The sequence below is a fragment of the Pseudodesulfovibrio nedwellii genome, from assembly GCF_027923765.1.
Taxonomy (GTDB): Bacteria; Desulfobacterota; Desulfovibrionia; order Desulfovibrionales; family Desulfovibrionaceae; genus Pseudodesulfovibrio; species Pseudodesulfovibrio nedwellii.
In genome coordinates, this window is record NZ_AP026709.1 from 1,038,341 (window position 1) to 1,051,372 (window position 13,032).

Below are 13,032 nucleotides of genomic sequence, written 5' to 3' on the forward strand. Positions count from 1 at the left end.
TATGCGATCCAAATGGCAAAGATTCAAAGAATCCTACATGCTCTATAACTTCCTCCGGGATCCTGTCGCTCTCATCAGCTTCACTATCTTGGCGGTCCTGTTCTTCTCGGCTTTTGCCGCCCCACTGATAGCCCCGCACGATCCATACAACTCGACCACAATTGACATCATGGACGCCCAGATTCCTCCTGCATGGGAAGACGGTGGTGGCACCAAGTTCCTCCTTGGAACCGATGCTCAAGGCCGCGACATTCTCTCCACCATGCTTTACGGCATGCGTGTATCCATCATCATCGGTGTCGGCGCTGTCTGTCTTCAGGCCTTCATCGGTATCATTGTTGGCTTACTTTCGGGCTACATCAGACGGCTTGACAACATTCTCATGCGAATAGCTGATGTCCAGCTATCATTCTCAACGTACATGGTTGCCATTTTCATCGGCGCCATCGTCCAGACCGCTTTCGGTGTAGCCGGATACGACAAAGTGGCCGTACCGCTGATCATTGTCATTATCGGTTTGGCTGAATGGCCTCAGTACGCCCGTACTGTACGAGCCTCGGTTTTAGCAGAACGCCGAAAAGAATACGTAGAAGCCGCCCGAGTCATCGGTCTATCAAAAGTCCGCATCATGTGGCGACATATTCTGCCAAATACGCTTTCCCCTGTACTAGTTATATCCACTGTTCAGGTGGCAAACGCCATCATGTCCGAAGCGGCCCTTTCCTTCCTTGGGCTAGGCATGCCCGTAAACAAGCCTTCTCTGGGATCGCTGATTACAGCCGGATTCGAATACATATTCTCCGGCTCTTGGTGGATTACCATCTTCCCCGGTATTCTGCTCGTCACCCTAATTCTCGTCATTAACCTGCTTGGCGACTGGGTCCGAGATTTCCTCAACCCCAAACTGTACAAGGGGTAAAACGTGGAACCTCTCATAAATATCAAGAACCTTCGTGTTGACTTCGAATTGCGCTCCGGCAAAGTCCGAGCCGTTCGAGATGTCAGCCTGACTATCAATAAAGGCGAACGCCTCGGCATTGTTGGCGAATCCGGTGCTGGTAAATCCGTGCTTGGCTTTTCCCTCATCAATCTCATTTCCAAACCCGGTAAAATCTCCGGTGGCGAGATCATCTTCAACGGACAGGACATCGCCAAGTTCAAATATGATCAAATGCGCAAGATCAGAGGAAATGATATTTCCATGATCTTCCAGGACCCCATGATGACCCTCAATCCGGTGCTCACAATTGGCACCCAGATGAAGGAAACCATCTTGGCGCATATGGATGTCTCGGACAAGGAAGCAGAAGCAATCTGTCTCGACAAATTGCAGAAAGTCTACATCCCATCCCCGGAAAAAAGGTTGAAACAATACCCGCATGAATTCTCCGGCGGAATGCGTCAACGTATTGTCATTGCAATATCCCTGTTGACCAGCCCGCAGTTGATCATCGCCGATGAACCAACCACCGCACTCGACGTGACCATCCAGGCCGAAATCATGGATCTGCTGCTGGAACTCTGTGAAACTGAAAACATGGGCCTAATCCTGATCACTCACGACTTGGCCGTTGTTTCGGAAGTCACTCAGCGCATCGCAGTCCTCTATGCTGGTAAAATCGCAGAACTTGGTGACACTGATCAAATTATCAGCAATCCGCAGCATCCCTATACACAGGGTTTGCTTCAGGCTCTTCCGCAAATGGCGGGAGGAGAACAGCGGCTCAACCAGATCCCTGGTATGATGCCGTCACTCCGAGACATGCCCATCGGCTGTCCCTTCGAACCGCGCTGTTCTGAAAGCATGGAGAAATGTAAGACACAAATCCCAACGCTCACCCTGCTTGATAACGGAACACAAGTGGCTTGTTTCGCTCGCGAAGGAGAAAAATAACCATGAGTGCAATCCTTGAAATCCGCGACATCGATAAACATTTCGATATCTCTGGCTCAATCATCGATCAAATCAAATTCTCCGGCGGTAAATTCAACCGCAAACAAACTTTGGTCAAGGCCGTAAACAATGTCACTCTCGACGTTCAGCCCGGTGAAACCCTGAGTGTTGTCGGTGAATCCGGCTGTGGTAAGTCTACGTTGGCCCGTACAGTCATGGGACTCTATCGCCCCAACAAGGGGGAGATTCACTACAAAGGCGCACGGATTGACAATCTTAGCTCGCACCAAATGCGCCCCTATCGCACCAAAATGCAGATGGTTTTTCAGGACCCATACGCATCACTGAACCCGCGTATGACCGTCCGTCAGATTCTTGAAGAGCCTGTCAGATTCCACAATCCGGGTATGTCTCGTGCCGAAATTCAGGACAAAGTTGCTGAAGTAATGCTTCAGGTCGGCGTTGACCCTGTATGGGCCACCAACTACCCGCATGAGTTCTCGGGAGGCCAGCGCCAGCGCATATCAATTGCCCGCGCCTTGGTCGTTGATCCTGAATTCATTGCCGCAGACGAACCCATTGCAGCTCTCGACGTATCCATTCAGGCACAAATTCTGAATCTACTCATGGACGCTCAAGATCAACGAGGTCTGACATACCTATTCATCAGCCATGACTTGAGCGTGGTCGAGCACATCTCCAGCCGCGTGGCCGTCATGTATCTCGGCTGTGTCTGTGAATTGGCCCCTGCCAAGGAACTGTTTTCCAACCCGAGACATCCGTACACACAAGCTCTGCTCTCTGCCATTCCCAAGATCGGCGGCACAGCAGGTGGACACGTTAAATTGTCCGGCGACGTCCCCACACCTATCAACCTGCCCACAGGTTGCGTGTTCAATGGCCGATGTCCGCACGCCAACGAACGGTGTATGCGGGAAATTCCCAAACAAGAAATTCTGGCAAACGACGTGAGCGTCGCCTGCCACGCCGTCGAAGAAGGTCGCCTGTAGGCGACATGCCTCCGACGGCTGGGGTAAGGGAAAGAAAAACCTTTTGCTAAAGGCTCTTTCTCTCCCTTACCCCAAACCCCATCCCTCTCTTTTCCAAAACTTTTTATGCGCGCATTTGCGTAGATTTGTTGTTGAAGTCAGCCATGATTTTTGCGCATTATTCATTCGTTTGCGTTATAAACAAATAAAAATACGACGTGTCATGTATAAAACATAACACGTCGTATGATCATTTTTATAACTTAAACCGAAAGCGACACAGGATTCCAAGGGGGCCGCCCTTTAGCAAGGTCTAGGACAGCGTCCTGATTTCGCAGAAAGTGACCGCAGGTAAGCCATCACTCCCCGTCAGCTACACATCCACTCCATACTTCTTGATTGAAGCCATGCCACCGTGAATATTGGTAACATCCTTGTACCCTTTGGCATCGAGCATAATTTGCGCTTCGTAGGACCGTGCTCCGGTGTTACAAATAAGCACAATAGGCTTGTCTGTTGGGATCTCATCCAAGCGGTTATAGATTTCCCCCTGAGGCACGTTATGCCACTGACCTGGATTGCGATCTATAACCGGTTGAGCATCAGGATTTTCACGACAATCAAGGAAGAAACACTCACTTGATTCACGGTTATCCCACAACTCCTTGAAACCATCAGGGCCAACGCCACGGTTAATGCCGCGTAAAGCGTTGTCCGCAAGATTTGCCAAAGTATTGAGAATATCCATGGCAGCCGCAAACGGCGGGGAGTAAGCGACTTCGAGGTTTGAGATATCATCAATAGTCGGCTTGGATTTAAGAATAGCAGCCACAGTATTGATACGCCCAACCATGGCATCACCGGAACTACCAAAGCCCTGTACACCGAGCACACGACGCGTAGATTTCTCAACAACCAATTCAAGAGTCATAAGTTCTTTAGTCGGATAAAAATGCGCCCGGTCAAGCTGAATAAGCAGGACACTGATGGCATCAAACCCGGCAGCTTGAGCGGTTTCGAGACTCATGCCGGTTCCGGCCATGGATGTCTCGAACAGCTTAACCACGAAAGAACCAATCACACCGTCAAACTTACTCTCACTTCCGGCCAAGTTGGAACCGATAATGCGTCCCTGACGATTCGCCATGGACCCAAGCGGCAAAAACGCAGGCTGATCTGTGAGAAGATTTTTAACAAGGCAGCAGTCACCGCCAGCGTAAATATCCGGGTCATTGGTGCGCATGAATTCATCAACGAAAACACCACCGCGCTCGTGCACGTTCAGACCAGCTTCTTTGGCGATATCGGAATTCGGGACCACACCCGCAGCGATAATCACGGCCTCGGCATCAAGGGTCCGCTTGTTGGTTACAACACGAACAACCTTACCGTTCTCGCCTTCGATAGCCGTGACGGTTTCACCGAAGTAGAAGTTTACGCCACCCTCTTCCATGTGTTTCTGGCCCATGGTTGCCAACGCTGGGCTGACAAGACGCGGCATAATCTGATCAGTGATCTCTACAACAGACGTTTCCACACCCCACATATCAGCAAAAGCCTCAGCCATTTCCAAACCGATAAATCCGGCACCAATGATAACGGCGTTACTGACTTCGCCCTTGGAGATGGACTCTCGAATACACGTGGCATCATGCGGATTACAGACGTAATTCACACCCTTAAGATCATCACCGGGCAAATTCAGTGTGCGCGGTGATGCGCCGGTAGCAATAACCAGTTTGTCGTAGTTAATACACGCCTTTTCACCGGTCGTCACATTCTCGACTTCAACGCACTTCTTCTCGCGATCGATACGCGTAGCCTTAGTCAAAATCTGAACGTCAATCCCTTTTACTTCCTTGAAGAACTTAGGATCACGCACCATGTGAAAACTGGTCTGTGACAGTTCTATCGCATCGGACACATCGCCAGAGACATAATATGGAATGCCACATCCCCCGTAGGAGATGAGCGAACTCTGGTCGATCATGGTCACCGTGGATTCCGGTTCAAGCCGCTTGAAACGGCAGGCGGCCTTGGGCCCAAGGGCCACACCGCCAATGACAACAATATGCTGAGACATGGTACTTTACCTATAAGTTTGCGCTCTGATCGTCCCTCACGACCAAAGACGTTACTTCAAGAATGAGTCAATGCTCAGACCCAACCGTTTGATACCTTCTTCAATCCGCACTTCGTCGGCATTGGAGAAATTGAGGCGCAAAGTGTTCTCGCCAGACCCATCGACATAAAAAGGCCTTCCTGGAACAAACGCAACCTTATCCTTGATGGCCGCATCAAAGAGATCCATACTCGAAACACCTTCAGGCATGGTTGCCCACAGGAACATACCACCCTCGGGACGAGTAATGGAAACATCGCTCGGGAAATACTTTTCAATCATCTCGACCATGCACGCACGTTGGCGCCCATACCGTTCCTTGATGAGTTCTACATGGGTTTCAATATCGTTGGTTTCCAAATACCGCCGCATAATGGCCTGTGCCAAGGTGGAGGTATGCAGATCAGATGCCTGCTTGGCGATAACCAACTTGTCGTAAACAGCCTTTTCAGCGACCACCCAACCGATACGGAAGCCCGGTGCAGCAATTTTGGAAAAAGAACCGCACAAGATACCAGGCTTCTTGCAGAAAGAGTAAACGCTCGGCATATCTTCGCCCAAGAAACGCAATTCGCCATACGGATCATCTTCAACAAAAAGAACGTCATACTTGTCCGTCAACTCGGCAACAGCCTTACGCTTTTCCAAGCCATAGCTCACACCTGACGGATTCTGGAAGTTCGGGACAGCATAGAAACACTTTGCTCCGTCCTTAAAGGCCACTTCCAATTCTTCGAGATTCGGACCATCGTCTTCAAGGGATACGGTCACGAACTCAGGTTCAAAAATGGAAAAAGCCTGAATGGCTCCGAGATAACCAGGCCGCTCAATAACAACCTTGTCCCCTTTATCCAGAAAAACCTTGGCACAAATATCAAGAATCTGCTGAGAACCGGTGGTCACAAGAATGGAATCCGGGTCCACAGTCAAACCACGATTGGCGTATCGTTGAGCAATAATGGCCCGCAGACCGGCATCACCTTCGGTGGTGGAATATTGCAGGGCAGACGCACCAATATTCGCGAAAACTTCCTGAGAAGCCTTAGCCATGGCATCGACTGGGAACAATTCGGGATTGGGCAACCCACCTGCAAATGAAATAATTTCGGGGTCGGCAGTAACTTTCAAGATTTCTCGAATGAATGAACGATGAACCGTTCCCATTCTCCGAGCGAATTTTTCTGACATAACTTTTCTCCTTTCAGGAGAGTCAGATACTCGGAAAACCCAGACCTTGCAAGGCCGTATGAAGAATAAGAGGAAAAGGAAGCAGAAGATTTCAACACCATCAAAAAAGCAAGTCGGCAAGAAGCCACCTTCAAAAACAAGAGGAGGGAAATATCATATAAATAGCATCGAAATGGTCACCAAACAAAAGCACTCCCACAATTAAGACTATTTCAGCATTTTAATAACAACCATTATCGTCTTTGTGTCGATTTATATTGTGTATCCTTCAAAAAAACGACCATCCTTTGTATCCGGTGGCAAAAAAGTCCGGTACGATATTTGCTTTCAATAATTTGATTTTATACATATTTACACCTATTGAGAGCCATGCATTACATTCAGCTTTTTCTCGTGTGTTTCTTCAGTTCCCTGCTCAGTTGCATCTCTATTGCCAAAGCGGAAAATTTTTTAGCTATGGCAGCTCCATATCCCCCGTATAGCATCAGCAATGGTTTGCGAGTCGAAGGGATATCGGTCACCACACTGATGACCATCATGCAACGGTGCGGCACCCCTATTAGCAACCAGGAAATAAAACTGGCACCGTGGGCATATGCTTATGAATGTACAGCCCGCACACCACAAAGAATTATCCTCAATGCCGTTCGCACCCCCAAAACGGAACAGCTCTATAAATGGGTAGGTCCTATCGCAACGAGCAAGGTCGTGCTCATCGGTCGAAAAAAAGATAAATTTTTAATTAATACAAAATCCGATCTCAAAGGGCTCCGCATCGCAACTGTACGCTGGAGTCGGCCGGAAAAAGCTCTGTTGGCAGGCGGCATAAATGCAAACAAGCTTCATCGCAGTCCAGCACATGTTCAGGCTCTCCGTAAACTGAGTAATGGGGAAGTGGACCTCTTTGCTTTTACGGAAAAAGGCGCTCCATATTTGATGGACGGATTGGGGATGATGCAAGACGACTACACGATCTGCTATACTTTTGACGAGCAACCGCTTTACTTCGCCTTTAGTAAAGACACTGATGACAGTCTCATCTCTCAACTGAATAAAGAACTTAAAATCCTCAAGGCAACAGGAGCCAGTGGTCAGAGTCAATTCGATATACTCTTGGCCGAAGAGATACAACACCAAAAAACCGACCACACCTGTCGCAGGATGTAGCCGGTAACAATATCAAAAAAGGGGCCACACGGCCCCTTTTTATTTACTCTTTATCAGGTGACCAATTCGGGTCACGGTATTTGTCAGGGTTGTAGAGACGCCAATCGGAACCATCGTCATACTTCTCATCCGCACCAGGATATGGTGTGAAGATCTTTTCATCTTTCTTGTCGTCTTTGTGACGATCAATATTTTCAAAATATGACTTTTCCATGACAAACCCCTGATATCATTCTTTTTTTACTTATCTCGAATTATCTCATTAGGACTTAAACGTCACTGCGTTCAGCCACTCTGTGAATGAATTATCCTACGCTGTCAAGCTTGGGTTTGACATACAATTCCCCGCCATGACAGTCGTTAATGACCAACAACGGAAAATCTTTCACTTTCATTGCACGAACAGCTTCTGGCCCGAGTTCTTCAAAAGCGATAACCGTGGATTCCACGATGGAATTGGACAGCAAAGCCCCTGCTCCACCAGTTGCTCCAAAGTACACGCCCTTGTATTCCTTCATGGCATCTTTAACTTCGTCGGAACGTTTACCCTTACCGATGGATGCCTTCATACCGAGCGAATGTAATCTCGGAGCATAGGTATCCATTCGATAACTGGTGGTAGGGCCAGCGGAACCAATAGGACGGCCCGGAGGGGCCGGAGAAGGACCGACATAATAAATGGCAGAGCCTTCCAATTCAAAAGGAAGCTCCTTGCCAGCATCCAACAGATCGAACAACTTTTTATGGGCCGCATCACGTGCGGAATGAATCGTACCAGTCAGGAAGACAACGTCCCCAGCCTTCAATTGCACCATGTCTTCATCAGTCAACGGGGTGGTCAATTTATATTCAGCCATTACAGTACGACCTCCTCATGACGCTGGGAATGACACTGGACATTGACTGCCAGTGGCAGGCTCGCCAGATGACACGGTTCCAAAGTGATCTTAACACCAAGCACGGTCGTCTTGCCGCCCAATCCCATGGGACCAATGCCAAGTCCGTTGATGGCTTCTTCCAATTCTTTTTCCATTTCCGCGACCCTCGGCTCAGGATGCGTATCATCCAATTCACGCAGAAGTGAACTTTTAGCAATCTTGGCAGCGTGTTCGAAAGTGCCGCCGATACCAATGCCAATAACCGTAGGCGGACACGGATTGGGACCAGCCTCTGCCACGCGATTGATCACAAAGTTCTTGATACCTTCCCAACCTTGAGCCGGAGCCAGCATAGTGACACGAGACATATTCTCGGCACCGCCGCCCTTGGCCATGTAGGAAATTTTCAATCTGTCACCGGGAACCATGTCAAAATGAATGACAGCCGGTGTTCCGTCACCCGTATTGGCACGGGTTAATGGATCGCAAGCGGATTTACGAAGGAAACCTTCATCATATCCTTTACGGGTCCCTTCATTGATGAGGTCGCGAAGGTTACCGCCGACGACTTTGCAGTCATCACCCACCTCAACATAATACACGGCCAGACCGCAGTCCTGACACAGAGGCAACTTGGTCTCCATGGACAGATCTGCATTTTCCAGCAACTGACGCAGAACTTCCTTGGCTGAAGAAGATGTCTCTTCAGCCATGGCCTGCTCCAATTTGTTACGAACGTCCTGAGGAAGCTCCGTGTTGGCCTTGATACACATCGTGGCCACAGCTTCAACAATGTCCGCTGCCTGAATTTCTCTCATAAGATTGCCTCCGGCGGCTTAGGGAACCTTTTGAAAAAGGTTCCCTAAGATCCCTCCAAAACTTTTTGTCGCTCGCTTCGCTCGAAGCCGTGCAAGCGCGTTACATTAATTTTCGAAATACAATTAAAATAAAACCAACTCTCAACCCGACAGCCTGACCGTTTACTATTCTCCCCCCTCCGCAACGCGGCACAAAAAATTTGGGAAAGAAAATGGAATGGGAGTCTGGGGGAAGGGAAGAGAAAGAACCCTTTCCAAAAGATTTCCCTCTTCCCTTCCCCCAGCCGTCGGAAACATCTTTACTTCTTGAATATTCTTTTCAATGAAGTGATACCCATCTTCCTGCGAAGGAAGCCGAGCTGATTTTGTAACGGTAAATGCTTGGGACAGACATCCTCACAGGCCAAAAGACCCATGCAGCCAAAAATCCCCATGTCATTACCGATAATTTCATAATAATCATTTTCAGTCCGTTTATCGCGCGGATCGATAAGGAAACGAGCAACACGGTTCAGCGCCGCCGCTCCCATGAAATCCTCACGCAGACGGGCCGTACCACATGCAGAAATACAACAACCACATTCCACACACCGTTCCAACTCATAGATATCCACAGCCTGTTTATTATCCATGCGCTCTTCAAGAGCAACAGGATCAAACTTCTTGTTCGTATGAATCCAGGATTCAGTCTTGGTATACATCTCACGGAACCAGGAACCGGTGTCCACGGACAAATCTCCCACGAGCTTGAAAACCGGCAACGGCAACAAGGTAATTTCACCGGGCAAATCTTTGGTTTTAGTATGACATGCCAGACCGGGACGGCCATTGATAACCATGCCACAGGAACCACAAATACCGGCGCGACAACAAAAATCAAACTGCAATGAAGAATCCTGCTCCTCACGAATGCGATTGAGCGCAATAAACAACGTCATGGAGTCGGTTTCTTCCAACACGAACTCCTGCATATGCGGCGCGGACTGCTCATCCTTGGGATTATACCGGAATATATTGAATTTCAGTAATCTGGACATGCTTTATTCCTTCTTGTCGTCGGCGCTGATGATTTCGGACTTGCCGTAGCCACGGTCTCCCGGAGGAATTTCGACGACCTCGGTGGCGGCTTCATATTCGAGCGTCGGCAGTGTGTCGCCTTCGTTCTTCCAATAAGCCAATGTACGATTGAGCCAATCACGGTCATTACGCGCGGTGAAGTCTTCGCGGTTGTGAGAACCACGGGATTCCGTCCGCATAAGCGCACCGTAAGCGACCATCAAAGCCATCTTGGCCTGACCTTCAAGCTTAAGTGCTGCGGCCAATTCCGGGTTGACTCCCTTGCCATCGGACCGCAAACCTACATTCCTCGCTCGTGCCAATGCTTCCTGAAGAGAAGCGACACAGGTCTCCAAACCTTCCTGAGTACGGAAGATATTCGCACCCTTGTGCAAGGCATCCTGCATGGCTGCACGGACCTTGTAAACATTCTCGGAACCGTTGGTGCAGTTGATAAGATCATCAATACGAGACTGTTGCTTCTTAACCGTATCATTGATGAGCGAGGTCTTGAATTCAGTCTCGCATCCTTGGAGGTATTCAGCAATCTTGCGACCGATGAGACCACCTGCAACGACGGTTTCAGCAAGAGAGTTACCACCCAAACGGTTGAATCCATGCATATCCCAACATGCCGCCTCACCAGCTGCGAACAGGCCTTTAAGACCATACGCGGCACCGTCCCTGTTGGTACGGACACCACCCATGGAATAATGCTGTGTGGGACGAACCGGAATCAACTGGTGAATCGGATTAACGCCAAGGAAGGATGTACAAATTTCGTACACTTCACGAAGCTTGCCAGTGATATGTTCTTCACCCAAATGACGAATATCAAGCCAGAGATGTTCGCCGTATGGAGACTTGACGCCATGTCCTTCGCGCATGTGATGAGTCATCCAACGGGAAACCACGTCGCGAGAAGCAAGTTCGGCCTTATCAGGCTCGTACTCGTGCATGAAGCGTTTTTCATTGACGTCGAGAAGCGTTCCGCCATCACCGCGACAACCTTCGGTGACGAGAATATCGGTCGGCACGATGCCGGTCGGATGGAACTGAACGGCTTCCATATTACCCATGGGAACCACGCCGGTATCCACACACATGGTGTGCGCTCCACCATCACAAATAACCGCGTTCGTGGTATTCGGATAAATACGTCCGAAACCGCCTGCCGCGATCATGGTCGCTTTGGACAAATAAGTCAGTAGCTCACCAGTACGCAAACAACGGGCAACAACGCCGTAGCAAGTATCGCCATCCTGAATCAAGGCTATGGCTTCAGTCTTGTCATGGACCTCGACGCCCACTTGGGCACACCTATTGTCCATGGTACACATAACCGCATGGCCTGTGCCATCCGAAGTATAACAGGTACGCCATTTGGCCGTACCGCCGAAGGAACGGGCCATGATCAACCCTTCTTTGTCCTCGGCTTCAATTTTTTCAAACTGCTTGCCGCCCTTGTAGTAAATGGACTTACCAGGAACAACACGGTTCCAAGGCACGCCCCAATGGGCCAGACGACGCATTTCAATGGGAGCCGTGTCTGCGAACAGACGGGCCACTTCCTGATCGCAACCCCAGTCGGAACCTTTAACGGTGTCCGCGAAGTGAACGTCTGGACAGTCGCCCTCACCCATGACCGAGTTACCCAAGGAAGCCTGCATGCCACCCTGTGCTGCGGAAGAATGGGAACGACGAGCCGGGACCAGGCTCAAACAGATGGCGGAGAAACCAGCGTCTGCCGCTTCAACAGCAGCACGCTCGCCCGCCAGACCTGCGCCGACAACAAGAAAATCGGTGTAGATAGTCTGCATGGCTATTTCTCCTAGTTAACGCTCAAAAAAAGGAATCGAACCAGAGTAACCAGTCCGATACCAACAAAGAGCAAAGTAAGCATATTTTCACTGCGCTTGAACTTGGGACGATCCTTGTCCTTCACAAATCCCCACTTCACGCCAATACGGTAAAAACCGATGCCGACATGCAGCTCTGCCAAAGGCAGGAGAATAAGATAGAAAACGGCCCAGAATCCACCCTGAATACGAGCGGCGGACTTGGCTGCGGTAATAGGAAGGTCAGTAAGAATCACCCACATATGGATCGAACCCATAACCAAAATAATCATAGCGGACACAACCTGGACTACCCACAGCCAGGTGTCACCATGACGCATCATCCGGGCATGCTGCCAGATGGTTTTTTGACCATCAGCACGGAACGGAATCTTCCGGGCGGCCAGTACAAAATGTGTCAGGAAAACAAGAAAAATAAGCGGACCGCCAACCTGAGCCATACCCGTCGCCTCAAAAAAATGAGCGATAGAGTTCATGACATTCGGGCTGATAACAACACTGGAAACCAGTAGCATGTGACACCACATAAACAAAATCAGACTGACGCCGGACAGCATCTGGAGCCAGTCCAATGCGCCATCCCACTTGCCGGATTTGCCAGCTGGTGCGTAACTGATGGACATTCAATCCCTCCGTTAGGTTAAACACAGAAGTTCCCTCGACAATCAATCACTAAACCTATGCCTGCCAAAGGTTTTTTGTCAATATCTCCAAGTCTCTCTCGCAGGGTCTCACCTGTGAATATGGGGTAATAAAAAAGAAAAAAAGCTATTGATTGCACGGTCAAACAATGTTCTTTAAGTGCAATATTTTTTTTCTTACTTTATCATTTTTCCGTATTAATTAGGGATATGATCGAAACAAATCTGCACACGATAAGAGCGACACGGTCAGTGACGGATAATGGTTTTCATTTCAGCCGCGCTCGGTTACGGTGCCCCTCTGCTCAGATGGCTGTAAGTCGAACCAAACTTGCCAGCACGTTTTTCCGACTTATCTTGTTGGAACCAAATTAAACCATTGAAACAAACTGACCATTCTCGAACATGATGAACCATATG

At 49.2% G+C, this 13,032-nt stretch carries 12 protein-coding genes; 4 read left to right on the plus strand and 8 right to left on the minus strand.

Features of this window, described 5'->3' with window-relative positions; translation table 11 throughout:
* Position 1 precedes the first annotated feature (1 nt).
* Genes SYK_RS05075 through SYK_RS05085 form a run of 3 tightly spaced genes read left to right on the plus strand, consistent with a single transcriptional unit; the run spans position 2 to position 2,904 of the window.
* Complete coding sequence (locus SYK_RS05075; protein ID WP_281762516.1) at positions 2–919, plus strand: ABC transporter permease; 918 nt, start codon at positions 2–4, stop codon at positions 917–919.
* Positions 920–922: 3 nt separating this feature from the next.
* Complete coding sequence (locus SYK_RS05080) at positions 923–1,894, plus strand: ABC transporter ATP-binding protein (RefSeq protein WP_281762517.1); 972 nt, start codon at positions 923–925, stop codon at positions 1,892–1,894.
* 2 nt (positions 1,895–1,896) lie between these two features.
* A complete protein-coding gene (locus SYK_RS05085) occupies positions 1,897–2,904 on the plus strand; it encodes an ABC transporter ATP-binding protein (protein ID WP_281762518.1) in 1,008 nt (335 codons plus the stop codon).
* A 352-nt stretch (positions 2,905–3,256) separates the two neighbouring features.
* On the opposite strand, the gene SYK_RS05090 is transcribed toward SYK_RS05085, so the two are convergent.
* The gene (locus SYK_RS05090; protein WP_281762519.1) at positions 3,257–4,966 is read right to left on the minus strand and encodes an FAD-dependent oxidoreductase; all 1,710 of its coding nucleotides are present in this window, start codon (positions 4,964–4,966) and stop codon (positions 3,257–3,259) included.
* Between the two features lie 51 nt (positions 4,967–5,017).
* Positions 5,018–6,193: an aminotransferase-like domain-containing protein gene (locus tag SYK_RS05095; protein ID WP_281762520.1), complete on the minus strand. Its 1,176-nt coding sequence runs from the start codon at positions 6,191–6,193 to the stop codon at positions 5,018–5,020.
* A 456-nt stretch (positions 6,194–6,649) separates the two neighbouring features.
* Between SYK_RS05095 and SYK_RS05100 the strand changes: the two genes are divergently transcribed.
* Complete coding sequence (locus SYK_RS05100) at positions 6,650–7,360, plus strand: substrate-binding periplasmic protein (protein WP_281762521.1); 711 nt, start codon at positions 6,650–6,652, stop codon at positions 7,358–7,360.
* Between the two features lie 43 nt (positions 7,361–7,403).
* Here SYK_RS05100 and SYK_RS05105 read toward each other — a convergent pair whose 3' ends face one another.
* The 6 genes from SYK_RS05105 to SYK_RS05130 all read right to left on the minus strand — a co-directional run bounded on the left by SYK_RS05105 (position 7,404) and on the right by SYK_RS05130 (position 12,594).
* Positions 7,404–7,574 carry a hypothetical protein gene (locus tag SYK_RS05105; protein ID WP_281762522.1) on the minus strand — a complete coding sequence of 57 codons (171 nt, stop codon included), beginning with the start codon at positions 7,572–7,574 and terminating at the stop codon, positions 7,404–7,406.
* Between the two features lie 91 nt (positions 7,575–7,665).
* The gene (locus SYK_RS05110) at positions 7,666–8,217 is read right to left on the minus strand and encodes a Fe-S-containing hydro-lyase (protein ID WP_281762523.1); all 552 of its coding nucleotides are present in this window, start codon (positions 8,215–8,217) and stop codon (positions 7,666–7,668) included.
* Positions 8,217–9,056 (minus strand): fumarate hydratase, encoded by an 840-nt coding sequence (locus SYK_RS05115; RefSeq protein ID WP_281762524.1) that lies wholly within the window; start codon positions 9,054–9,056, stop codon positions 8,217–8,219. The genes SYK_RS05110 and SYK_RS05115 overlap by 1 nt, the downstream gene beginning before the upstream one ends.
* A gap of 299 nt (positions 9,057–9,355) precedes the next feature.
* A complete protein-coding gene (locus SYK_RS05120) occupies positions 9,356–10,093 on the minus strand; it encodes a fumarate reductase iron-sulfur subunit (protein WP_281762525.1) in 738 nt (245 codons plus the stop codon).
* A 3-nt stretch (positions 10,094–10,096) separates the two neighbouring features.
* The gene (locus SYK_RS05125; RefSeq protein WP_281762526.1) at positions 10,097–11,932 is read right to left on the minus strand and encodes a fumarate reductase flavoprotein subunit; all 1,836 of its coding nucleotides are present in this window, start codon (positions 11,930–11,932) and stop codon (positions 10,097–10,099) included.
* 11 nt (positions 11,933–11,943) lie between these two features.
* Positions 11,944–12,594, minus strand: a complete 651-nt coding sequence (locus SYK_RS05130; RefSeq protein WP_281762527.1) for a succinate dehydrogenase/fumarate reductase transmembrane subunit — start codon at positions 12,592–12,594, stop codon at positions 11,944–11,946.
* Between the last annotated feature and the right edge of the window lie 438 nt (positions 12,595–13,032).